Source organism: Paraburkholderia fungorum (genome assembly GCF_046027605.1).
GTDB classification, from domain to species: domain Bacteria; phylum Pseudomonadota; class Gammaproteobacteria; order Burkholderiales; family Burkholderiaceae; genus Paraburkholderia; species Paraburkholderia fungorum_F.
Window position 1 is genome coordinate 46,173 of sequence record NZ_JAQQEF010000033.1, and the last position, 23,638, is coordinate 69,810.

Consider the following 23,638-nt stretch of genomic DNA (forward strand, 5'->3'; position numbering starts at 1 on the left):
CTCGCGTTTCTGGACGAGCATGCCAATCGCACCGCACATTTCAATCGACCTGAACGCCTCCGCCCTGCTGCCGATGAACAAAGAAACCGAACTGAAGCAAGCCAAGCGCACGCCGTTGCTGCTGTTGGCGGCCGCCGCCTGCGTTTTCGTCGTGACTGCCTTCATGCCGCGCGGCATCTGGGTGGACGGCATCAAGGCGGTGGCCGAGGCCGCCATGGTCGGCGCGCTAGCCGACTGGTTCGCCGTGGTCGCACTGTTTCGCCGCGTGCCGATCCCCATTGTCTCCGCGCACACCGCGATCATTCCGAAGAACAAGCACAAGATCGCCGACAACCTCGCGGTATTCGTGCAGGACAAGTTTCTGGACGTACCGTCGCTGGTCGGCCTGATCCAGAAACACGATCCGGCACAAAGCATCACCGCGTGGCTGACCACGCCGGCCAACACCGCGCGTCTGGGCGACTATGTCGTCAAGCTGACGGGCGGCATTCTCGAACTGACCGACGACGTGCGCATCCAGGTCTTCATTAAAGACGCACTGCGCGACGTGCTGGCCAAAGTCGATCTGTCGCAATCCATGGGCGCGATTCTCGACACGCTCACCAAAGACGGCCGTCACCAGGAACTGCTCGACGCCGGCATCGAACAGGTCGTGGCGCTGTTGCGTGAACCGCAGGCGCGCGAGTTTATCGCGGAGCGCATCGTCGAGTGGGTGAAGAGCGAATATCCGAAGATGGAAAAAATCCTGCCGTCGGCGTGGCTCGGCGAAAAAGGCGCCGAGGCGATCGCCAAGGCGGTGAACCGGATGCTCGAGCAGATCAGCGAGAATCCCACCCATCAACTGCGCCAGAAATTCGACGACGCCGCGCAGAAGCTGATCGGCAAACTCAAGACCGATCCGGCGTTCCTGCAAAAAGGCGAGGAACTGAAGCGGTATCTGGTGGAAGGCGACGCGCTCAGCACGTATGTGAAGGACATGTGGGGCGGATTGCGCGCATGGCTCAAGCGCGATCTGCAAAGCAGCGAATCGGCGCTGCACGCCAGAGTGATGGCGATGGGCCAATGGGTGGGCCGCGAACTGGCGCACGACCCCGCGCTGCGTCAGTCGTTGAACGACCATCTGGAAGAAGCGGCGCGCGCCATGGCGCCGGATTTCGCCCAGTTCCTCACTCGCCACATCAGCGATACAGTGAAGAACTGGGACGCGCGCGACATGTCCCGGCAAATCGAGCTGAACATCGGCAAGGATTTGCAGTACATCCGCATCAACGGCACGATCGTGGGCGGCTTTATCGGCCTGCTGCTGTATGCGAGTTCGCAGCTGTTCGAGCTGCTGCGTTTGCACATCGGCTAAGGGGCTGGTTCGCCGCGCGTCAAAGCGCCTACAATCCAGGCATATGACTTGCTCTGGCGCTAGTCTCAGCCGCCCTTCCATTCCCGCGCCCCTCATGGAAGCGACAGCGTCAACCTCGAAAAGTGTGCTCATGAAAATATCGTTACCGCCGCATGGACGGCCGAACCGCGTATACCCGCCAGGCACGCCCAGCCTGCACGGCTTGGCGTCGGTGATTACCGGCGTGGTGGTGGTATGCGCGCTGTATTTCGGCCGTGCGGTATTGATCCCGATCACGCTGTCCGTGCTGCTCAGCTTCTTGCTCGCCCCGCTGGTGCAGGCATTGCGGCGCTTGCACATGGGTCAATTGCCGTCGATCTTTATCGCGGTGCTGTTCGCCCTCGCCACCCTGCTGGCCGTGGGTGGCTTGATTGGGGCGCAACTGGTGCAACTGGCCGGCGATCTGCCGCAGTATCAGGTGGCGATCGAGCAGAAGATCGAGACCGTGCAGGAGAAAACCGTGGGGCGGGCCGATTCACTGATGAGCCGCGCCGCCGCCACGCTGCAACGGGTCGCGCCAACCAAGCCGAACCCACCGCGCCCCACTGGACGCGCGGCGCGCAATGCGCCCGCCGTGCCGCAGCCTGTCGAAGTCCACGAGCCTTCGCCCACGCCGATGCAACTTGCGCAGCGCGCGCTATCACCGGCGATTGCGCCGATCGAGACGACCTTTATCGTGCTGGTCGTGACGATCTTCATCTTGCTTCAGCGCGAGGATCTGCGCGACCGTTTGATCAGTCTTTTCGGTTCGCGCGATCTGCACCGCACTACCACCGCGATTAACGACGCCGCCGTGCGGCTGAGCCGCTATTTCGTCGCGCAACTTGGCGTGAATCTCAGCGCGGGAGGCATCATCGCGATTGGTCTGGCGATCATCGGCGTGCCGGGGGCGCTGCTGTTCGGCGTGATTGCCGCGTTATTGCGCTTCGTGCCGTACATCGGCATCTGGATCGCCGCGATTCTTGCCGTGTTTCTCGCCGCCGCCATCCAGCCTCAATGGACCATGGCGGTCTATACGCTGATCCTGTTTATCGTCGTCGATGTGGTGGCCGGGCAGATCGCCGAGCCGCTGCTATACGGCCATCGCTCGGGTCTGTCACCGCTCGCGGTGGTGGTGGCGGCGATTTTCTGGAGCTGGCTGTGGGGGCCGATCGGGCTCGTGCTCTCCACGCCGCTCACGCTGTGCGTCGTCACGCTGGGCCGCTACGCCGATCGTCTGAACTTTCTCACGGTACTGCTGGGCGACCAGCCCGCCCTCACGCCCGCGCAAAATTTCTATCAAAGGCTTCTGGCGGACGATCCGCATGAAGCCATCGTGCAGGCCGAGCGCCTGCTGCGCGAGATGTCGCTGATCGATTACTACGACAAGGTCGCGCTCGAAGGCCTCAAGCTCGCGCGCAACGACGCGATGCGCGGCGTGTTGATGCCCGACCAGTTAGCGCGGATCAACGACGCGCTGGTCGACATCGTCGAAAACCTGGAGATCGCCGACGGGCTCCCGGACCGCCTGTCGCGCACTGACTCGGCCGACGCCGCCGAGGCGCTGCTGGCTTCGGCCTCGGCCGATCTTTCGGAGCGCCATGAGAGCGACCTCCCGGCACGCCAGCAGGCGCGCCATGAGACCGACAGGACGTCGGTGCTGTGCGTGCCCGGACGCGGCGCATTCGACGAGGTCACCACCGCGATCGCCGTGCAATTGCTTGGACGCCAGGGGCTCACACCGATGATGGCGACGCACTCCGGTTATCGCAGCGCGCGTGCCGACGAACCGAGCTTCAAGGACGCGCCGATCATCTGCATCATCTCGCTCGACGCGCCGGACTCGCCGCCGTATCTGCGCAATATGCTGCGGCGCACGCGGGAATGGCGGCCCAGGGCGACCCTGGTGGTGGGCGTGGGCGGCGCACCGGAGGGCGCTCCGGAGATGGGCGCGACCGGTGCTTCGCATACGGCGCCGACGTTCCGCGCGATGATCGAGGAATGCCAGCTGGGCGCAAGCATGCAGCACGCGCGGCAGCCTTCGCATGCGGCCGGGGCTGACTGAGCTTCATGTACCCAAAATGAGGACAGCCGCGCGCCGCCCCTCCTCCATACTTCAGCTATCGATTCGCACCGCTTCCAGAGCGCACTCAGGCCGCGGCGGGCAATCCACCGGCATCGAAGATCCAGGAGACACGCATGAGCCGCAGCTTCAAACCCTATCCGTTCACGCCTCGTCACTATGCGGGCGTGGTGCCGCCGCTGATCGACGGCCGCGACCCGGTGCGGCGCACCGTCGCCATTGTCGGCGGCGGGCCGGTAGGCACGACGCTGGCGCTCGCGCTGGCTCGCCAGGGCGTGCGCTCGGTGCTGATCGAGGCCGACGACGGCGTGTGCACCGGCAGCCGCGCGATCTGCATTTCCCGGCGCAGCCTGGAGATTTTCAAGCGCCTCGGCGCCGTGCACGGCTTCCTGCAAAAGGGCTTGCCATGGACGGGCGGCCGCAGCTTCTACCGCGACGCCGAAGTGTTCCGCTTCACGATGCATCAGGACGACGAGCAATCGCTGCCGCCGATGATCAACATCGCGCAATACCAGATCGAACAGCTGCTGCTCGACGAAGTGGAACAGCACGCCGATCTGATCGAGATCTGCTGGCAAACCCGCGTGACCGGCATCGAGCAGCATGCCGCGCATGGTGCAACCGGCGCTACCTTGGACCTGCGCACCGCCGACACCGCCTGGACCATGCACGCGGACTGGGTCGTCGCGTGCGACGGCGGCCGCAGCACGATTCGTGAAGCGCTCGGCCTTAAACTCACCGGCACCACGTACGAAGGCCGCTACGTGATCGTCGATATCGAACTGAAGAGCGAGCGCGCCACCGAGCGTCTCGCCTATTTCGATCCGCCCTCCAATCCCGGCTCGACGGTACTGGTGCACAAGCAGCCCGACAACGTGTGGCGCATCGACTACCAGCTTCGCGACGATGAAGACCCGGAGGCCGCGATCCAGCCTGACAACGTGATGCCGCGCGTGCAGAGCGTGCTCGACTCGATGGGTGAAACAGGCGAATGGACGCCGATCTGGATTACCGTCTACAAGGCCAATGCATTGACGCTCGAGCGCTATCGCCACGGCTCGGTGCTGTTCGCGGGCGATGCCGCGCATCTCGTGCCGATTTTCGGCGTGCGCGGCGCGAATTCCGGCATCGACGACGCCGATAATCTCGGCTGGAAACTCGCTTGCGTGGTCAACGGCATCGCCTCGGAGCGCCTGCTCGACAGCTACAGCGACGAACGCGTTTTCGCCGCGCGTGAAAACCTGAGCTACGGGATGAAGAGCACGGAATTCATGGCGCCGCCCTCGTTCGCATTCGATCTGATGCGCAAGGCCGTGTTAGGACTTGCCGAGCGTCACGCCGCCGTGCGGCCGCTGATCAATCCGCGGCAGACGCATGCAATTGCGTATGTGAAGTCGCCGCTCAACTGGATCGCAGCGGTGGCGTCAGGCACGTTCGCCAAAGGTCCGGCACCAGGCACGGTATTGCCGGAGTGCCGCCTGCGACGGGTTTGCGAGGGTGCAGCCGTCGATATTCATCTCACCGATCTGCTTGGGCCCTGCTTCACCGCACTACGCTTCGGTGCGGACACGGCACAAGACGACGCATGGCAGCAACTGCACCACGCGCTTGGCGAACATAGCATTCCGTTCAAGGCAGTCACGCTGATCAGCGGCGATGCGCCGCGCCCTGCCAGCGCGCATGTGGTCGATCCGGCGGGCCGCTTGCACGAGATGCTCGACGCGGCGCCGGGCACCGTCTATCTGATCCGGCCGGATGGACATGTGCTCGCCCGCTGGCGCAAAGGCAGCGCGGCCAACGTGCAAAGCGCCGTGACGGCCAGTCTGACGAATTGATGCAAGAGGAACCCACACCATGACCGATAGCGAACTCGACCTCGTCTACACGACGCTCTGCAAGACACTGACCGCCGAAGGCGAAGCGCAGGCGCCCTTGTATCTGGCGCGCCTTGCGCTGCTTTCGATGACGGAGATCGGCGATACAGAGCGGGCGTTGTCGCTGATCGAGGCGGCGAGGCTGCCGGCCTCTACCGCCGTGACCGCGTAACGCGCAAGCTTCACTGTTGCGGGTACAGCCCCAACGTGCTCGCATGCAGACGTGCGAGGCCGAGCAACGCGTCCGTATAGGGCGTCGGCACATCGGTAAGCTGCCCCAGCTCACGCACCGCGGCGACCAGCGCGTCGAGTTCCACCGGCTTGCCCGCCTGCACGTCCTGCAGCATCGAGGTTTTCATCGCGCCGAGTTTGAGTGTGACCTCATTGCGATCGTCCGGCGCCTGTTCGATTGGAATACCGAAACGCGCGCCGATCTCCTTCGCCTCCAGCATGATGCTCGTCACGAAGTTGCGCACCAGTTCGTCGCTGAGAATCCGATCGGTGGTCGCGCCGGTGATGGCGCTGACAGGATTCATCGTCATGTTGCCCCACAGCTTGTACCAGACGTCGCGCTGGATCTGCTCCGACACCGAGGCGTTGAAGCCCGCTGCGGCGAACGTGGCGGTGAGCGCGTTGACGCGTTCGCTCGGCTGCCCTGACGCCTCGCCGATGATCAACCCGTTGCCCTGATGATGCCTGATGACGCCCGGCGCTTCGACCAGACAACTCGCATGCACGACGCAACCCACTGCCTGCGCGGTCGGAATCGCGGCGGCGATCGCGCCTTCAGGATCGATCGACTTCAAACGCTGGCCCGCGAAATCACGGCCGAGCCCGTCGCAGAACCACCACGGCACGCCGTTCATGGCAGTCAGCACGATTGTCTGCGGGTTCAGCAGCGGCGCGATATGCGCGGCCACCGACGCCATGGCCGGGCCCTTGACCGCCACCACGACGAGGTCCTGCACGCCGAGCTCCGCCGGCTCTTCGCTCGCGTTCACCCTCGCGGTGTGCGTCACGCCGTCTTCGATCAAACGTAAGCCGTGTTGCCGCAACGCGTCGAGCGTGGCGCCGCGCGCCACCACGCTGACCCCGTGACCGGCCTGCGCAAGCTTCACGCCTATCCAGCCGCCGATCGCGCCTGCACCGTAAATTGCTACTTTCATCGATTCGATCCTTGCATTGGTTCCCGCGTTAATCCTTATAGCTCGCATCGATCCGATCCACGCGCCGCACTAAGGCATCGAATACATCCTGACCCGCACCGTGACGCGGATCGAACTGCAACGAATCGCGCGAGCAACGGATCGCCACCTCTTCCGGCACCGGCCGTGCGCGGCCCATTGAGAACGTGGCCATCTGGATTTCGCACGCGCGGTTGAGCGTCCACAAGATAGCGAAAGTCTGCGGCAACGTGTGGCCCCATGCAAGCAGGCCGTGGTTGCGCAAGATCACCGCCTGCCGGTTGCCGATATGGTCGAGCAGACGCGGCCCTTCTTCCGCATGCACCGTGATGCCTTCGAAGTCGTGATACGCGATGCGATCGTGCAACTGCGCGCTATAGAAGTTGGTTTGCTCCAGACCGTTCTCGAGGCAGGCCACCGCGACGCCGGCCGTGGTGTGCGTGTGCATCACGCAGTGCGCGTCGGCGAGCCCTTCGTGAATCGCGGCATGCACGACGAAACCCGCGGGATTCACCGGATACGGCGAGTTGTCGAGCACGCGCCCTTGCGCGTCGATCTTCACCAGATTGCTTGCCGTCACTTCACTGTAGTGCAGGCCGAATGGATTGATCAGGAAATGCCGCTCGCCGCCGCTCACGCTCGCCGGCACGCGCAATGTGATGTGGTTGTAGATCATCTCGGTCCAGCCAAGCATGTCGAAGATGCGATAGGCCGCGGCGAGCTGCACGCGCGCCTGCCATTCGTCGGGATGCATCGCGGCGGATTTCGGCGGACTTGCCGGTTGCTGTTCAAGTGTCGTCATCAGGGTCTCCATTGTTATAGTTCGCTGCCGTTGGTTACGTGGGTTAAGTTCGCTAAGTTCGTTATCGTCGGATGGTGGCGAACATCAGCCGTTATGCGCCCGCTACCACCGCCGCGATCGACGAAGCCACATAGCCTGCGTTGCGTGCGTTCAATCCGGCGACGCACATACGCCCCGAACGCAGCACATACACGGCGTATTCGCTGCGCAACCGCTCGACCTGGGCTTCGCTCAAACCTGTGTACGTGAACATGCCACGCTGCGCGACGTAACGCGCGCGCATCACTTCATCGACGCGGCCGGCCAGGCCTGCGTGAATTGTGCCGCGCATGGCGAGAATCCGTTCGCGCATGGTGGCGAGTTCCGCCTCCCATGCTGCGCGCAGCGACGTGTCCGACAGCACATTGGCCACGAGGCGCGCGCCATGCGTCGGCGGATTGCTGTAGTTGGAGCGCACCGTCGACATCAATTGACCGAGCACGCGAGCCGCCTCTTCCTTGTCTTTGCACACCACGCTCAACGCACCGCAGCGCTCGCCGTACAGCGAGAAATTCTTCGAGAACGAGTTGGCGGCGATCAGCGGCACACCCGCATCGGCGAGCAGGCGCACACAGGTGGCGTCTTCTTCCAGGCCCGCACCAAAACCTTGGTAAGCCATGTCGACAAAAGCGATCAGTTTGCGGCGCTGCAATACCGGCACGAGTTCGGCCCATTGCGCCGGGCTCAGATCGACGCCGGTGGGATTGTGGCAGCACGCGTGCAGCAGCACGATGCTTTGTTCTGGCAAGCGGCCGATCGTTTCGATCATGTCGCCGAAACGCAAGCCGCCGGTGAGTTCGTCGTAGTAGGGATAGGTGTTGACCGTGAGGCCCGCGCCTTCGAACACCACGCGATGGTTTTCCCAGCTCGGATCGCTGATCCAGATCTGCGACCCCGGGAAATAGCGCTTCAGAAAATCCGCGCCGACTTTGAGCGCGCCCGAGCCGCCGATGGTCTGCAAGGTCGCGATCCGGCCTGCGGCGCGCGCTTCGTGGCCGGCGCCGAATACCAGCGCCTGGGCTGCGTCGCGATAGAGCGGCAGACCCGCCATCGGCAGGTAAGAGCGCGGGCCGATTGAATCGAGCAACGTGGTTTCGGCGCGGCGTACGGCGTCCATCACGGGCAACTTGCCGGCGTCGTCGAAATAGATGCCGATGCTCAGGTTGACTTTGTTGGGCCGCGGATCGAGTTGAAAATCCTCGTTCAGGCTCAGTATTGGGTCGCCCGGATAGGCGGGAATGTGGTCGAACATGGCGATTCCTTGCGTGGAGCCCGGCATGGGGCTGGATTGTGGCCGGCGTGCGCCCGGCATACGGGCTGTTGCAGGTCCGCACTCTCCAGGCTTGCGTTAGCCGCGTGGGCGAGACGGAAGTCTAAGCGGGTTTCCACCTTCGCGTCGATGAGGACGAGTGTCGGCCAATGGCGCGTCACTTACAATCAATCGATTTTTCACGATTAGTAAGTTTTTCTTTAGAATCGCCGGATGCCACTCACACGCGTCACCATCCGTCAGTTCGAAGCCTTTCTCGCCATCGTCGATCTGCACAGTATCGGCGCGGCGGCGGAACGGCTCGGGCTGAGCTCGTCGGCGGTCAGCCAGTTGCTGGCCGAACTGGAAACGGAACTGGGCTTTCGGCTCTTCGACCGGACCACGCGGCGCGTCAATCTGTCGAGTGCGGGACAGGATTTTCTGTCATCGGCGGAATCCGTGCTGCGCTATGTGCGCGCCGCCGCCCAATCCGCCGACGACATTCGCAATCGCGCGGCCGGCATCGTGCGAGTCGGCGCGCCGCTGGTGCTCGCGGCGACCGCGCTGCCGGCGGCTATCGCCGAATATGCACGCGACAAACCGAAGGTGGTTGTGCGCATCGTCGACACCGTGGTCGAACAACTGGTGGAGCGCGTGGAAAGCGGCGACGTGGATCTCGCGATCGGTCCGGATCGTCAGAGCGGCACGCGGGTGCGTTGCGATCCGGCGTTCGCGAGCCCGTGGGTGATGTGGTGTGCGCCGACGCATCCGTTGAACGCGCGGCGCCGGGTGCAATGGCAGCATGTGCGCGACGTGCCGATTGTTGCCACTGGCCGCGATCACGAGCGCGCGGTGGAGCAGATGCTGGCTAATCTGCCGGTGGAGGCGCGCATCATTCCGGTGGACGTGGTGGACAACGTGACAACGGCGTTCGGCGTGGCTTCACAGGGGCTTGCCGTGACGCTCGCGCCCGCCTATGTCGCGCCGCTCGCGCGGACCTTCGGGCTGGTGATGAAGCGGATCGTCGACCCTGAAACGATCCGCGAAGTTTGCGTGTATCGCTCGACCGAGCGTGCGCTGTCGCCGCCCGCGGATGGATTCGCGGAATTCCTCATGCCGTGGCTGAAGCGCTGGGATAGGGAAACGCAAGCCGACGGGCGGACGAAGCGCGCTGAATCAAGACTGCTCAGGCAGCAGACATAGCGCGAACAACTGGCGCTGACTGGAGATACCCAAGCGTGCGTAAGCGCGCTTCTGATACGTAGTGACGCTGGTGGCCTTGACACCCATCTGATCGGCGATCTCGGCGGCGTTGGCACCTTCGAGCGTGCCGCGCAGCACGTCGATCTCGCGCGGCGTAAGGGCCGGACAGGCGCGCCTGACGCGTGCCAGCATCGCGGCTGCCGTGCCTTGCTGGTGCTGCCCGTTGATGGCGTAATGGGATTTCGCGGCGTGCGCGAACAGATGCGCCATGTTTTCCACGTGTTCGAGTTCGCGTGGCTGAAATATGCCATTGGCACTGTCGCGATACAGATTGATCGACAGCCAGACGCTTTGCATGGGTTGCAGAAGCAACGATAGCCGGTCGGAGACATTGGGCTGCGCATAACACGCGGCGCGGTAGGCTTCGTTCTCGATCTCTTCGCTGTGCTGCTGGTGCAGCATCAATGCCTGATGCGGGTGTTTCGCCTGCGGGCGGCCGATGATAGCGCGGTTGCCGTCGAGCGCATGGAAGTGCGTGGCGTAGCGTTCGGCGACATCACGGAGAAAGCGGCCGCCACGATGGTCGGCGGCGGAGACGGTGCGCGGCCGCGCGTCGAATTCGTAGGCGAAGATGGTGCACTGTGAGATGGGGAGTGCGTCGCCGACGGTTTTCAGAATGCTTGCGGCGAGCGCGTCCGGGTCTGCATGTGAAATCGACATGACGAGGTCGGTCACACGTGATGTGTTGATTTGCCCGCTGCGGGGCGGCGTGGTGGGTATGCGCCAGGAACGCATGATGATGGGATGAGGGCGGCAGGGGCGCCGCCGGGGTTTGAGTTTTGGTAGCGTAGCACAATGGGGTGTTTTTGCCGGGGGCTGCGAGTGTCTTTGCCGGGGGCTGCGTTGGCGGTGCTCTTTGTTTGGTCCGTTTGCCTGCGCGGCGCTTGTTTGTCTGTTTGCCTACGGCGTTGGTCTTTCCCTGAATTGGCTCTTTGGCGTTCGATTGTGTTTGATTTTGGCCTTTCCTTGAACTGGCTCTTTGGCTTTTGATTGATTTTGGCCTTTCCTTGAACTGATATTGGTCTATTAGTGTTGCCCCTGTGCGGGGCGGCACTTACTTTCTTTGCCGCGGCAAAGAAAGATAAGCAAAGAAAGCCGCTCACCCCGCCAGCTCATAAGCGGGTCCCCCGCACAGTCACGGTAGTGGTGCATCTGGAATCCGTGCTCTCGCATATTCGACGTGAGTGACAAGGGCGTCATACTTCCGGCGGCGCTGCGCGCGCCGAAGCGCTATTCATGCGCAGTCATTTGCGCCGGCTTTTTCGCACTTTCATTCGCTAGCAACGCGAATCTTTAGGATAACTGGGTGCTTCGCCGAGGCGAAGCCGATGGTCCCAACGGATCCAGACGAAGCGCAATGCTTCTGATGAACCCTTCCGGCGAGCACGCAGTGCGAGGCGGGAAGTATGACTGCTTGGTCACTCACGCCGAATGTGCGAGAACACCGATTCCAGATGCACCACTACCGCGACTGTGCGGGGGGCCCGCTTATGAGCTGGCGGGTTGAGCCGCTTTCTTTGCTTAGCTTTCTTTGCGGCGGCAAAGAAAGTAAGTGCCGCCCCGCACAGGGGCAACACTAATAGACCAATATCAATTCAAGGAAAGGCCAAATTCAATCAAAAGCCAAAGAGTCAGATCAAGGAAAGGCCAACGCCGTAGGCAAAAACCTTACCTTCCAGTAAAAGACCCCCTCACCAACGTCACCATCCTCGGTAATTCAATAACAAAAACCGTACCAACAACCTCATCAGAACTAACACTGACACTCCCGCCGTGCATGCGGGCAATCTCCTGCACGATATGCAACCCAAGCCCCAACCCCTCCCGCGAACGCGCCCCACTGCTATTCGGCCCGAACGCCTTGAACAGATGTGGAAACACCTCAGCCGGAATCGTCCCGCGATTAGCAACCTTCAACCGCACGGACTCGACAGAGTCCCCATCCACCTCGACACCAATATCCCCGCCCTGCTCGCCATGATGCAACGCATTACTCACCAGATTCGACACCGCCTGCCAAACCAGATCCGTATCCCACGCGCCCGCAGTGTTCCCCCGGCTCGCAAACACGATCCGCTTGCCGTTCTCCCGCGAAGCAAACTCATCGATCACCGATCTGCACAATGTCCCCAATTCGATCGAGCGCGGCTGCAACGGCAACCGGCCACCTTGCAGGCGCGCAAGATTGAGCAACTGATCCACCATCCGCGCCATGCGCAGCGAACTGTTCTTCACGCGCGTCGCCACCGTCATCGATTGATCGTCGGCCGCGGTGCGCATCAGATATTCCGCCGACGCCAGCACCGCGCCGAGCGGCGTGCGCAAATCGTGACTCAGCACCGCCATCAACATCTCGTTGGCTTCGAGCATCTGCCGCGTCGTGACGAGCTGCGCCGCAAGCTGGCGCTTCTGCTGCTCCAGTTGCACAAATACATCGACCTTGGATTGCAGAATCCGCGGATCGAACGGCTTATAAAGGAAATCGACCGCGCCAGCCTCGTAGCCACGAAACGTGCGCGATGCATCCTGCGCCGTCGCGGTCAGAAAGATGATCGGCACATGCGAAGTGCGCGGGCTGCCGCGCATCAACGCAGCCAGTTCGAAGCCGTTCATGCCCGGCATGTTGACATCGAGAATCGCCAGCGCCACCTCGTGCTTGAGCAGCAGATCGAGCGCCGCAGTGCCCGAGTCCGCCACCAGCACGGCAAGGTCCGGCCGCGCCAGCAAAGCTTCAAGCGCGGTAATGTTGTGGACGATGTCGTCGACGATCAGGATGTTCACAGGTGAGTTCGTCATGGCATCGGGTCAGAGAGAGGCCGGCAATGCTGCAAGCCGCCGGGCCATGGTTTTGGGAGAATAAATATGATCCGCCGCACCGCGTTCAATCGCGGCGCGCGGCATTTCTGGAGAACTGGCGCTGTCGGGCGCCTGCACCCAGGCGGTGCCACCTAACGCCCGCACGCGCTTCATGCCGCGCGCGCCGTCGTCGTTGGCGCCGGAGAGCAGAATTGCCAGCAAACGCTCGCCATAAACCGAAGCCGCGGAATCGAACAGCACATCGATCGACGGCCGCGAAAAACGCACGGCGGCATCGGTCGAAAGCGCGACGGTGCGGTCCACTTCCACCAGCATGTGATAGCCGGGCGGCGCGACATGCACGCGGCCCGGCATGATCTGCTCGCCCGCGTCGGGTTCGAGCACGGGCAACGCGCAGCGATGCGCGAACGCCTGCACCAGGTAGCTCGGCGAATCCGGCGGCAGGTGGGTGACGATCATCACCGCCGGCGCAAAGCTCGCGGGCAGCGCGCCAAGCAGCACGTTCAACACTTCGATGCCGCCGGCCGAGCCGCCGATCACCACGAGCTCGAAGCCGCGTGCTTCGGCAGCACCCGGCTGGGATTCGGCGGCTGGCGTGGCGATTGAACGGGACATGATGACCGTGTTAGCGCTTCTGATAAATGCGTTCGCTCGGACGGAACTCGTCGAACGCTTCGTAATGGTTGGAAAAACGCAAACTTTCCTTGCTGCCCAAGCCGAGAAAACCGCGCCGCACCAACGCGTTTTCAAACAGACCCAGCGCACGATCCTGCAAGCCGCGATCGAAATAGATCAGCACGTTGCGGCACGACACCAGGTGCGCCTCGAGAAAGACTTCGTCAGTAGACAGGCTATGGTCGGCGAAAACAACGCGATCCTTCAGCGAGCCCGCGAAACGCGCGCCGCCATACGCCGCATGATAGTAATCCGATAACGACCGCTTGCCGCCGGCCGCCAGATAATTCTGCGTGAAGCCCTGAATCCGGTCGAGCGCATAGATGCCGGACTCGGCGCGCGCCAACGCGTCAGGGTTGATGTCGGTGGCGTAAAACAGCGTGCGTTCGGTCAACCCCTCTTCGTCGAAGAGAATTTTCAGCGACCATAATTCCTCGCCCGTGCTGCACCCCGCCACCCATACCTTGATCGACGGATAGGTGCGCAGACGCGGCAGCACATGTTCGCGCAGCGCGAGAAAATACGACGGATCGCGAAACATGTCGCTGACCTGCACCGTCAGATACTGGAACAGCCGCGAAAACTCGTCGCCATTACGCATGATGCGGTCCTGCAACTGCGACAGCGTCCCCAGCCCGAACTCCTCGAGCGCCTGCGACAGGCGGCGGCGCAGCGACGACATCGCGTAATGCCGGAAATCGTGCTGGTACTTGAGGTAAATCGCCTCCAGCAGTAATTTCAACTCGATGTCGAAATCGCTGATGCGCTGCGGCACGTCAAACTCGGACTGGCTCATCGTGTTCCTGCGTCGTGTTCCTGTTTCCCGACTACCGTTGCCGCAACCACACGCGGCACAGCGAAACCAGCTTGTCCACGTCGATCGGCTTGGACACGTAATCGTCGGCGCCGGCTTCGAGGCAACGGGTGCGGTCGTTCGCCATCGCCTTGGCGGTCAGCGCAATGATCGGCAGATGCGCAAAACGCGGATTGCGGCGGATCTCGCCCATTGCCGTCAAACCGTCCATCTCCGGCATCATGATATCCATCAGGATCAAATGTACTTCAGGACCGTTTTCCAGTGCCTCGAGCGCTTCGCGCCCGTTGCGCGCAATCTCCAGTTTCGCGCCGAGCGGCTCCAGGACGTGAGAGAGCGCGAAGATATTGCGCACGTCGTCTTCGGCGAGCAGGATAGTGCGGCCCTCGAAGGCATTGTCGCGCTGCCGCACGGTGCGCAGCATGCGCTGCTGCTCGGGCGCCAGCGACGACTCCACGCTATGCAGAAATAGCGTGACTTCATCGAGCAGACGTTCGGGCGACTTCGCCCCCTTGATGATGATCGATTTCGAATAGCGGCGCAGCCGGTGCTCTTCCTCGTCGGACAGCATGCGGCCCGTGTAGACGATCACCGGCAGCGCGGCATGCGCGGTGTTCGCGGCTAGCTGTTCGAGCAGATCGTAGCCGGTGCCGTCGGGCAGCGCGAGGTCGGTCACCACGCAATCGAAGGTGAACTTCGCCAGATACTCGAGCGCCGCCGCCAAGGTTGCGACCGCAACGATCTCGGTGTTTTCGTTTTGCAGCAACGCGCGGATGCTTTCGCGCATCGGCGCGTCGTCCTCGATCACCAGCACGCGCTTGAGGCGCTGTTGCAGGCGCGCTTCGAGACGGCGGATCGCGGCTTCCATCGTGCTGCGCGCGGTCGGCTTGAGCGTATAGCCAATGGCGCCGAGGTGCAGCGCCTTGTCGGCATGATCGGTGGCTGAAACGATATGGATCGGGACGTGGCGCGTGAGCGGATCGTTCTTCAGCCACTCCAGCACGGTCAGGCCGGAGCGGTCCGGTAAGCCGACGTCGAGCAGCACCGCGGCCGGGCACATGTCGCGCACCAGCGCGAGGCCGGTGGCGGCGCTGCTGGCGTGGACGAAATCGAAATCGAGCTCGTGCGTCAGGTCGCGCAGGATTTCGGCAAAGGCGAGATCGTCTTCAATGGCGACGATCAGCCGGCCGGCACGCGTGCGGTTGTCGCGGTCGTCGGCGATCGGGCCACTGGTGGCTTCGGGTGCATTCCCCTCGGACAAGCCGTTGGCGGCCGTTATGACGGCCGGTTGGGCACCGCTCGCAGGGGTGCGCGCCAGCAGCGGCTCCGGCGCCGCCCGGACCGGGCTTGCTACAGCTGCCGCCGCCTGATTCTGCGCAAACGCTGGCGCCGGCGTTTGCACATTGCGGCTGCCCGCCAACGCCGCCTCGGCGTCGAGCGGCAACCAGAGCGTGAACACACTGCCCTTGCCCACTTCGCTGGATACCGTAATCCGGCCGCCGAGCAGACGGGAAAACTCGCGTGAAATGGACAGGCCCAAACCACTGCCGCCGTACTGGCGGCTGGTGGAACCGTCGGCTTGCTGGAATGCTTCAAAGATCATTTCCAGCTTGTCCGCGGGAATGCCGATGCCCGAATCGCGCACGTCGATGCGCAGCATATTGTCTTCAGCCGGCGCGGCCGACAGCGCCACTTCGCCGTGTTCGGTGAACTTCACGGCGTTCGAGAGCAGGTTACGCAGAATCTGCGTGACCCGCTGGCCGTCGGTAATGAACGTGTCGGGCGTGCCTGGCAGACGGTCGAAGGCAAGGCTCAAGTGCTTCGCCGCGGCCATCGGCCTGAACATTTCCTGTAACGACTGCAGCGTTGCATCGACCGATACCGTTTCGAGTTCGACCGTGACCTGTCCCGCCTCGACCTTCGACAAATCGAGAATGTCGTTGATCAGCACCAGCAAATCGCTGTTCGACGCGTGAATCGTTTCCGCGTAGCGCACCTGCTCTTCGTTCAGATTGCCGGAGCGGTTCTGCTGCAACAGCTTCGCGAGAATCAACGAACTGTTCAGCGGCGTACGCAATTCATGCGACATGTTCGCGAGGAACTCGGACTTGTAGCGGCTCGACTGCTCGAGGCGCTCTGCGTTGGCGGCGAGATCGTCCTGCGCGCGCAGCAGGTCCGACTTCTGCCGCTCGAGACGCTGGGCATATTCCTCGAGCTGTACGTTGGTCTGCTCCAGTTCGGCCTGCTGCGCCTCGAGGCGCGTTTGCGACTCCATCAGCGCGCGGCCGCGTTCTTCCAGGCCATCGTTGGAGACGCGCAGTTCTTCCTGTTGAACCTGAAGCTCTTCGTTCAACTGTTGCGTCTCGACCAGCGCATCTTGCAGACGTTCGCGATACAGTGCCGCTTCGACGAAATCGCCCATGCTGTTGCTGATCAGATTCATGAACTCCTGATCACGCGCCGTCAACTGGCGGATAAAGCCGAGTTCGACGACGCCATTGACCTGGCCGTCGTTTTCGATCGGCATGATCAGCAGGTTCTTCGGCGCACTTCTGCCCGTGGCGGAAACCACTTGGACGTAGTTATCCGGCACATCGCGCAGCACCAGCAGGCGGCGTGAGACCGATGCCTGGCCGATCAAGGTTTCCGATTCCTCGACGTTGCGCGCGGTAGCCTGCTCGCTCTCACGGCTGAACCCATAGGTGGCGATGCGCTGTAACGTGCCGTGCTGTTTGTCCCGCACATAGAGCGCACCGACGGCCGCGTCGAGATATTGCGCGAGGAAGTCGAGCATCGCGCGGCCGACCAGTTGCGGCGTCGCCCGGCCAACGACCTTTTCGGCAAGCAGGCGCTGGCCGGAGCGCAACCACACTTGCTCCTGCAATATGTCGGTCTGTTCGGCCTGTTTGCGCAACACGCCGTCGTAGGTGGCCGACAGACCCATCAGTTCGCGGCGCCCCACCCAGGCGAGCAGGCCGCTCACGCTCAGACTGAAAAGCAGGAACACGCTGACCAGGGTGGTGGTGACGCGGCGCGTCGCCTCGGCGCGCTCCTGGCGCAGACGCAACTCGACGTCGAGAAATTCACCGAATTCGCGGCGGGTTTCGTCGAATTCAGTCTTGCCGCGATTGCTCGCTACCGCGCTTTCGTAGTCCTGATTCCGGCGACGTGCGTCGATCAGGGCTTCGGCGATATTGGTCCAGCGTTGCTGGATCGCTTCGATCTGCTTGAGTTTTTCGACTTGCGGGGGATTGTCGGAGACCAGTTCCTGGAGCCCCTCGATCTGTGCCTTGAAGTTGGGGCCGCCGGTTTCGTACGGCGCGAGGAAGCTTTCGTTGCCCGTGATCAGGAAGCCACGCATCGAGGACTCGCGGTCGACCGCGAGACGCAGCATTTCGTTCGCCTGGCCGATGACGCGTTCGGAATGCTCCGCCCAGTTCATGGTTGAAACCAGGTATGCGATCAGGCCGACGAATACAGCCATCGTGACGAGGCCAACGCCTAAAGGCAGTGCGATGTTGCGGCGAATGATGCTGCGAAAACGGTTCTGATCGACGGCCTGGGATGCGGTCATTTTTTCTGTCTTCGGCGTGGGGGTCGGAATTTTTTTCGGGTATTCGATGACGGCTGTTTTGGTCGCTGGGCGACGGGCGTAATCATACAGGATGGGGTCCTTGTTTTGAGGTTTTTGAAGGTGGGGGACCCATGCTGGGCGCGGGTTTGGTTTGTTTTCCTCATTGCATGAGGGGCTTTTTCTGTGTTTGGGTTTTTGGGGTTTTCTTTGATCTGGGTTTTTGGCCTTTCCTTGAATTGATATTGGTCTATTAGTGTTGCCCCTGTGCGGGGCGGCACTTACTTTCTTTGCCGCCGCAAAGAAAGCCAAGCAAAGAAAGCGGCTCAACCCGCCAGCTCATAAGCGGGCCCCCCGCACAGTCGCGGTAGTGGTGCATCTGGAATCGGTGTTCTCGCACATTCGGCCCGGGTGACAAGGCCGTCATACTTCCCGCCTCGCACTATGTGCTCGCCAGAATGGATCATCAGGAAGAAGGGCGGCCTTGTTTGCATGGGGCGTGCAATTGGCGCAACCTTGCGTTGCTAACCGAGTCAATCGTGAGAGGAATAGCTGTCCTTCATCATTCACGTCTCCACTCCCTCTTGTCGCCGATGACCTATCCCACCCTCGCCGCCCTCTCTCGCTCTCGCCTTCGTACCGCACTCGTCGCGACGCTCCTGTGGCACGCGTCTTTTGTAGGGGCCGGTCAGCCGATTGATGCGCCAAGCGTCGGCGGGGGCATCGCGAGCGCCGCCATGCACGTGGCGCCCCCCACGCAAGCGTCGCCCGTCGTGGCCGTGCCGCCGTCCGAGCAATACCCCACGCTGTATCGCGATGTCGAACTCGCTCATCTCTATCCTGACAGCAAAACCTTCGCCGATATGGTGCCGCTTTCGCCGCCCGCGCAGATCGCAGCTGCCTATGAGGCCGCAAAGGTGCAGGCTAATTTCAGTCTTGGTGATTTCGTAAAGCGTAATTTTGTGCTCCCCACTCGCACATCAAAGGCCTACGTCTCCGATCCGGATCAGGATGTGGTCAGTCATATCGATACGCTCTGGAATGTCCTGCGCCGGGAACCGGATGCAACGGCAAGCCCTTGGTCATCACTGTTGCCGTTGCCCTACGCGTACATCGTGCCAGGCGATCGCTTCGATGAGATCTATTACTGGGATTCGTACTTCATCATGCTCGGTCTGGAACAAAGCGGACAACACGCGCTCGTCGTCGATGAACTGAAAAACTTCGCGACCCTGATCGATCGGTATGGCCATATTCCAAACGGTAATCGCACCTACTATCTAAGCCGCTCGCAGCCGCCGTTCTTCGCGCAAATGGTGCGCCTTGTCGCCGAGAAAGACGGTGACGGTGTCTATGCGCAATACCTGCCTGAATTGCAGCGCGAATACGCCTACTGGATGGATGGCAGCGACGGTCTTCCGGCAGGCCAGGCGAGCCGGCATGTGGTGCGCCTCGCGGACGGCACGCTGCTCAACCGCTATTGGGACGAACGCGCGGCGCCCCGTGACGAGTCGTATCGCGAAGATGTTGCTACCGCACAGCAAACGCCTCAACGCGACTCGGCCGATCTGTGGCGCAATCTGCGCGCGGGCGGCGAGACCGGTTGGGATTTCAGCTCGCGATGGTTCGCGGACGGCAAGGCGCTCGCCACCCTCGACGTGACCTCGATCGTGCCCGTGGACCTGAATTGCCTGCTGGTCGATCTGGAACGCACGCTGGCAAAAGCATACCGTCTGCGCGGTGATGTCACGCATGCGGAAAATCTGGAGCAGCGCGCCGCCACGCGAGCAGACGCCATCCGGCGCGTGCTGTGGGACCCCAAACTGCAAGCGTTCGGAGACTATGACTTCGTGCATCGCACACTCGCGCATCGCCTCACCGCCGCCACGGTCTATCCGTTGTACACGGGTGTAGCGAGCCGCCAACAGGCGAAGACCGTTGCCGCCACCGTGCAGCGCGAATTGCTGCGCCCCGGCGGGCTCGCCACCACGCAGGTGAACAGTGGTCAGCAATGGGATGCGCCGAACGGTTGGGCACCTCTGCAATATCTGGCAGTAATCGGCTTGCGCCGCTATAGCGAACCGGTCCTCGCGCAGACCATCGCCACGCGCTGGATCAGGACCAACGTCTCCTACTATCAGCACACCGGCAAACTGGTCGAGAAGTACGACGTCGATGCGGCCACGCCGGGTGTCGCCGCGGGCGGCGGCGAGTATCCGCTGCAAGATGGCTTCGGTTGGACCAATGGCGTGCTGCGCGTCCTCCTCGTGCTCTATCCGCAAACCGCGCAGGCCTCGCGGCCCAGCGATATTCCTGAAGGTCCCGCTGGCGTGTCGGCAGCCGCGGCTTCCGCTGCCGCGGCACCGAAGAATACCCATCGGCTGCATGAGATGCGAGTCAATCCGTAACCTTCGGTCTCGTCATTTCAGCACGTAAAAAACTGGCCGGTTCGCACCGGCCAGTTCCGCTTAAGCAATGCGGCTGCTTGAAGAGCCGCCATGCCCAGCCAAACCTGATACGCGAGTCATGCCGTCATTACGCCGGCACCGTCTCCGCCTGCGCGGCACGCGACCACACGCGATGCTGCTCTGCCACCTTGATGAAGTTCTTCAGCACATCGGCCGCCTGCTTGTCGTCGCCGCTGACCACGCCGTCCGCATGGTCCGGCAAGTGGGCCGCAGCCAGCACCTCGCGGCCCGCGCCGATCGCCGCAAGCGCCTTCAGATGCTTGAACGCTTCAAGCACAAAGTGCCGCGCATCGCCCGATTTCGCCAGCGTCTTCGCACCCGCTTCGCCGCCCACCACGATCACCGCGTCGAACATGATCGACGGCAAGCCGGCAATGGTTGCGTCCGGCGCCATGCCGTCGATGGCGGCAAGCGTCGGTGCAATTAGCATCGGCGCCGCGCCCTCGCCTTTCAGCGCCTGTTGCAGCTTCCTGATGGCCGGGCCATCGGAACCGGGCGCGGCCAGCAAGGCGATCTTGCGGGTCTTGATGCCGGGCTTCACGCGATTGAGCAGACTCAGCGCCGGCGACGCCTTTGTTCCCGTGAGCTTGGCCGTGCCTTTCTTCGGGGCGGGCAAGCCTAGTCCTTCGGCAACCTTCGCTGCAAGCCCCGCATCGAAGTTGGCGATAATCTCGTTCACCACGCGCGCGCGAATCTCCGGCTTGGTGACCTTGCCAAGTTCGAACTGATACGCGGCGGCGATATGATCTTTCTCGGGCTGGGACATGCTGTTGTAAAACAGCGCGGCCTGCGAAAAATGATCGGCGAACGAGTCGCTGCGCACCCGAATCTTGGTGCCCTCCACGCGCTCCTGATAGCTCTCGAACCCTCCATCCGAAGGTGCCGGATCCGTTTCCTTCGGCCAGCCGCCGCTCACCGAATTCGGCTCATACGAGGCCTGCCCGACATTGATTGCCTGGCGATGCATCGCATCGCGCTGATTGTTATTGAACGGGCACACCGGGCGGTTGATCGGAATCTCGTGGAAGTTCGGCCCGCCAAGGCGGCTGATCTGCGTGTCGGTGTACGAGAACAAACGCCCTTGCAAGAGAGGATCGTTCGAGAAATCCAGACCCGGCACGATGTGGCCCGGATGGAACGCGACCTGTTCGGTCTCGGCGAAGAAGTTGTCCGGATTGCGATTGAGCGTCATCTTGCCGATGATCTTCACCGGCACCACTTCTTCCGGAATCAGTTTGGTCGGATCGAGCAGGTCGAAATCGAACTTATGCTCGTCGGCTTCCTCAACGATCTGCACGCCCAGTTCGAATTCGGGGAAGTCGCCCCGTTCGATCGCCTCCCACAGATCACGCCGATGGAAATCCGGGTCTTTGCCGGCGAGTTTCTGCGCCTCGTCCCATAGCAGCGAGTACGAGCCCAGCACCGGACGCCAGTGAAATTTGACGAAACGCGCCTTGCCTTCTGCATTCACGAAGCGGAACGTATGAATGCCGAAGCCTTCCATGGTGCGCAGGCTGCGCGGAATCGCGCGGTCGGACATGGTCCACAGCACCATATGCGCGGACTCGGGCACGAGCGACACGAAGTCCCAGAAGGTATCGTGCGCGGAGCCGCCAGTCGGCATTTCATTCGGCGCCTCCGGCTTTACCGCATGCACGAAGTCGGGAAACTTGATGGCGTCCTGAATGAAAAACACCGGCATGTTGTTGCCGACCAGATCGTAATTACCTTCCTGCGTGTAGAACTTCACCGCGAAGCCGCGCACGTCGCGCACCGTATCGGCCGAGCCGCGCGGGCCCTGCACCGTCGAGAAACGTACATAGACCGGCGTCTGCTCGTTCGGGTCCTGCAGGAACGCGGCCTTGGTGTACTCGCGCATCGACTCGTACACCTGAAATACGCCATGCGCCGCCGAGCCGCGTGCATGCACAATCCGCTCAGGGATCCGTTCATGGTCGAAGTGCGTGATCTTCTCACGCATGATGAAATCTTCAAGCAGTGAGGGACCGCGCGGACCCGCGCGCAGGGTGTTCTGGTTGTCGGCGATTTTCACGCCCTGGTTGGTTCTCAGCGCCTGACCTTCCGGAGAGACTCGAAACTGATCGAGATCCTTCGATTTCGGATCGTTGGCCTGCGCAGGCTTCGCTGCGGGCTTCTGCGGATTCGTTTTACCTGCCATGGGGATGTGCTCCTTGCATTCGGGCGCGCCGGGGGGAATATCCGGTCTAACGCATCAGAAGAAAGCAGCAAACCATGTTCCCGCGAATTAACCTGAGCAGGATCTCGCGCGAGTCCTCCAGCGCACGTTATTATGGCGCGCCGCAATGGCACGCCTTTGCTTCATACGCTCTCAGATGCGAAAACGCTGTATCAGAAGCGATAGTTAATGGAGATATCGGCCACACCGGTGGCGCGTGTGTGTGTAAGCGGACTATTGCCAGCACCGCCCACGAGTTGTTCAAATGCGCCGTCCGCGGTGGCAAACCAGTGCTTGTCGAACAGCCACACTGCGCTAATGCCGAAGCCCACCGACTTGAAGCCGGCGCTCGCGTGGTACTGCGAGTATTGCGAGTGCGCCGCCTGATTCTGATTCACGCCGTACCAGCTGTTCATGTAGTTGGAGTCAGCGAGCGACACGTTCGGCCCGGCAAACCAGAAGAAATTTTTGGTGCTGCCCGGCATCGGCATATAAGCGCCCAGATCGCCGATCCAGCCATTCGATCCGCCGAAGTAGCGTCGCACGTCGGCACGCAACACCAGCGGGAAATCCTTCGACACGACATATTCGCCGGAGAGTTTGAGGCCCGGCGCCGGATTGATGTTGCCCATGCCATTCAGTTCCTGCGCATCGTCGTGAGCGCGGCGTCCGAGGTCGTAGACCGCCGCGAGACTCGCGCGCCAGTTCTGCCCCTGCGCGAAGTTGACACCGAGGCCCTCGCCGCTCGAAAAGAAGAAGAGGTCCTTGTAGCGCACGTCGATGCTCGGACCGGCCATCAGGTGATAACGGTCGGAGCCCTCATAACGCGGCTGGAACGACGTCGCCGCGCCGACGCGCACCTGCCAGTCCGGAATAGTCGGCTGCCACATCTTTTGCAGCGGAATGCCCACAGAGTACTGCCATTCGCCCAATGGCGAAGGTGTCTGGGCTAGAGCCGAATGCGGTAAAGCGGCAATTCCGCCGATGGTCGCGACGACCAGAGAAGTTGCCGCGATGCTTGTTTGTTTATTGCGGATCTCGCCGATCCGCTTTCTACGGCTGTTCAACACCAGAAGCCTCCGTTCTCGCCTATCGCGAAGGGTTTATGTCTCGCCCGAGTGTCCAGATGGATTAAAAGCATCGGGACGACCGCCACACTGCCACGCACGGTGTGTAATTTTTTCAGCAGACAACACGCATTCCCGGCAAAACGCACTATTCGAAGCTGAT

At 62.2% G+C, this 23,638-nt stretch carries 16 protein-coding genes; 6 read left to right on the forward strand and 10 right to left on the reverse strand.

The window, feature by feature from the left end; translation table 11 throughout:
- Window positions 1-73: 73 nt before the first annotated feature.
- The 4 genes from PQR53_RS34145 to PQR53_RS34160 all read left to right on the forward strand — a co-directional run bounded on the left by PQR53_RS34145 (window position 74) and on the right by PQR53_RS34160 (window position 5,501).
- On the forward strand, window positions 74-1,354 hold the full coding sequence (locus PQR53_RS34145) for a DUF445 domain-containing protein (RefSeq protein ID WP_408464316.1): 1,281 nt from the start codon (window positions 74-76) through the stop codon (window positions 1,352-1,354).
- Between the two features lie 130 nt (window positions 1,355-1,484).
- Complete coding sequence (locus PQR53_RS34150) at window positions 1,485-3,437, forward strand: AI-2E family transporter (RefSeq protein WP_408464261.1); 1,953 nt, start codon at window positions 1,485-1,487, stop codon at window positions 3,435-3,437.
- A 134-nt stretch (window positions 3,438-3,571) separates the two neighbouring features.
- Window positions 3,572-5,290 carry an FAD-dependent oxidoreductase gene (locus PQR53_RS34155; RefSeq protein ID WP_408464263.1) on the forward strand — a complete coding sequence of 573 codons (1,719 nt, stop codon included), beginning with the start codon at window positions 3,572-3,574 and terminating at the stop codon, window positions 5,288-5,290.
- A 19-nt stretch (window positions 5,291-5,309) separates the two neighbouring features.
- Window positions 5,310-5,501 (forward strand): hypothetical protein, encoded by a 192-nt coding sequence (locus PQR53_RS34160; protein ID WP_408464265.1) that lies wholly within the window; start codon window positions 5,310-5,312, stop codon window positions 5,499-5,501.
- Between the two features lie 10 nt (window positions 5,502-5,511).
- Here PQR53_RS34160 and PQR53_RS34165 read toward each other — a convergent pair whose 3' ends face one another.
- The 3 genes from PQR53_RS34165 to PQR53_RS34175 all read right to left on the reverse strand — a co-directional run bounded on the left by PQR53_RS34165 (window position 5,512) and on the right by PQR53_RS34175 (window position 8,606).
- On the reverse strand, window positions 5,512-6,495 hold the full coding sequence (locus PQR53_RS34165) for a 2-dehydropantoate 2-reductase (RefSeq protein ID WP_408464267.1): 984 nt from the start codon (window positions 6,493-6,495) through the stop codon (window positions 5,512-5,514).
- Window positions 6,496-6,523: 28 nt separating this feature from the next.
- Window positions 6,524-7,315, reverse strand: a complete 792-nt coding sequence (locus PQR53_RS34170; RefSeq protein WP_408464269.1) for a class II aldolase/adducin family protein — start codon at window positions 7,313-7,315, stop codon at window positions 6,524-6,526.
- Between the two features lie 91 nt (window positions 7,316-7,406).
- Entirely contained in the window at window positions 7,407-8,606 is a 1,200-nt protein-coding gene (locus PQR53_RS34175) for an amino acid aminotransferase (protein WP_408464271.1), read from the reverse strand.
- A 231-nt stretch (window positions 8,607-8,837) separates the two neighbouring features.
- On the opposite strand from PQR53_RS34175, the gene PQR53_RS34180 reads away from it, so the two are divergent.
- The gene (locus PQR53_RS34180) at window positions 8,838-9,806 is read left to right on the forward strand and encodes a LysR family transcriptional regulator (protein WP_408464273.1); all 969 of its coding nucleotides are present in this window, start codon (window positions 8,838-8,840) and stop codon (window positions 9,804-9,806) included.
- Here the strand turns inward: PQR53_RS34180 and PQR53_RS34185 are convergent.
- The 5 genes from PQR53_RS34185 to PQR53_RS34205 all read right to left on the reverse strand — a co-directional run bounded on the left by PQR53_RS34185 (window position 9,780) and on the right by PQR53_RS34205 (window position 17,746).
- Window positions 9,780-10,601, reverse strand: a complete 822-nt coding sequence (locus PQR53_RS34185) for a helix-turn-helix transcriptional regulator (RefSeq protein WP_408464275.1) — start codon at window positions 10,599-10,601, stop codon at window positions 9,780-9,782. The two genes, PQR53_RS34180 and PQR53_RS34185, sit on opposite strands and share 27 nt — an antisense overlap.
- Before the next feature lie 933 nt (window positions 10,602-11,534).
- Complete coding sequence (locus PQR53_RS34190; RefSeq protein ID WP_408464277.1) at window positions 11,535-12,662, reverse strand: hybrid sensor histidine kinase/response regulator; 1,128 nt, start codon at window positions 12,660-12,662, stop codon at window positions 11,535-11,537.
- A gap of 9 nt (window positions 12,663-12,671) precedes the next feature.
- Window positions 12,672-13,298, reverse strand: coding sequence for a chemotaxis protein CheB (locus tag PQR53_RS34195; RefSeq protein WP_408464279.1), 627 nt, complete (start codon window positions 13,296-13,298; stop codon window positions 12,672-12,674).
- A gap of 10 nt (window positions 13,299-13,308) precedes the next feature.
- Window positions 13,309-14,154, reverse strand: coding sequence for a CheR family methyltransferase (locus PQR53_RS34200; RefSeq protein ID WP_408464281.1), 846 nt, complete (start codon window positions 14,152-14,154; stop codon window positions 13,309-13,311).
- Between the two features lie 31 nt (window positions 14,155-14,185).
- Window positions 14,186-17,746: a response regulator gene (locus tag PQR53_RS34205; RefSeq protein WP_408464283.1), complete on the reverse strand. Its 3,561-nt coding sequence runs from the start codon at window positions 17,744-17,746 to the stop codon at window positions 14,186-14,188.
- Window positions 17,747-18,336: 590 nt separating this feature from the next.
- Between PQR53_RS34205 and treF the strand changes: the two genes are divergently transcribed.
- Complete coding sequence (gene treF / locus PQR53_RS34210) at window positions 18,337-20,151, forward strand: alpha,alpha-trehalase TreF (protein WP_408464285.1); 1,815 nt, start codon at window positions 18,337-18,339, stop codon at window positions 20,149-20,151.
- Window positions 20,152-20,278: 127 nt separating this feature from the next.
- Here the strand turns inward: treF and katE are convergent, their stop codons facing one another.
- Together katE and PQR53_RS34220 are read right to left on the reverse strand one after the other, a co-directional pair.
- Window positions 20,279-22,429 carry a catalase HPII gene (katE, locus tag PQR53_RS34215; RefSeq protein WP_408464318.1) on the reverse strand — a complete coding sequence of 717 codons (2,151 nt, stop codon included), beginning with the start codon at window positions 22,427-22,429 and terminating at the stop codon, window positions 20,279-20,281.
- Window positions 22,430-22,581: 152 nt separating this feature from the next.
- Window positions 22,582-23,478: a MipA/OmpV family protein gene (locus PQR53_RS34220; protein WP_408464287.1), complete on the reverse strand. Its 897-nt coding sequence runs from the start codon at window positions 23,476-23,478 to the stop codon at window positions 22,582-22,584.
- Window positions 23,479-23,638: the final 160 nt, after the last annotated feature.

Coding starts and splice junctions, on each gene's coding strand:
- PQR53_RS34180 (WP_408464273.1), top strand. CDS start 8,838: ATGCCACTCACACGCGTCACCATCCGTCAGTTCGAAGCCTTTCTCGCC.
- PQR53_RS34190 (WP_408464277.1), bottom strand. CDS start 12,662: ATGACGAACTCACCTGTGAACATCCTGATCGTCGACGACATCGTCCAC.
- PQR53_RS34150 (WP_408464261.1), top strand. CDS start 1,485: ATGAAAATATCGTTACCGCCGCATGGACGGCCGAACCGCGTATACCCG.
- PQR53_RS34200 (WP_408464281.1), bottom strand. CDS start 14,154: ATGAGCCAGTCCGAGTTTGACGTGCCGCAGCGCATCAGCGATTTCGAC.
- treF (WP_408464285.1), top strand. CDS start 18,337: ATGACCTATCCCACCCTCGCCGCCCTCTCTCGCTCTCGCCTTCGTACC.
- PQR53_RS34155 (WP_408464263.1), top strand. CDS start 3,572: ATGAGCCGCAGCTTCAAACCCTATCCGTTCACGCCTCGTCACTATGCG.
- PQR53_RS34160 (WP_408464265.1), top strand. CDS start 5,310: ATGACCGATAGCGAACTCGACCTCGTCTACACGACGCTCTGCAAGACA.
- PQR53_RS34195 (WP_408464279.1), bottom strand. CDS start 13,298: ATGTCCCGTTCAATCGCCACGCCAGCCGCCGAATCCCAGCCGGGTGCT.
- PQR53_RS34165 (WP_408464267.1), bottom strand. CDS start 6,495: ATGAAAGTAGCAATTTACGGTGCAGGCGCGATCGGCGGCTGGATAGGC.
- PQR53_RS34175 (WP_408464271.1), bottom strand. CDS start 8,606: ATGTTCGACCACATTCCCGCCTATCCGGGCGACCCAATACTGAGCCTG.
- PQR53_RS34170 (WP_408464269.1), bottom strand. CDS start 7,315: ATGACGACACTTGAACAGCAACCGGCAAGTCCGCCGAAATCCGCCGCG.
- PQR53_RS34205 (WP_408464283.1), bottom strand. CDS start 17,746: ATGACCGCATCCCAGGCCGTCGATCAGAACCGTTTTCGCAGCATCATT.
- PQR53_RS34185 (WP_408464275.1), bottom strand. CDS start 10,601: ATGCGTTCCTGGCGCATACCCACCACGCCGCCCCGCAGCGGGCAAATC.
- PQR53_RS34145 (WP_408464316.1), top strand. CDS start 74: ATGAACAAAGAAACCGAACTGAAGCAAGCCAAGCGCACGCCGTTGCTG.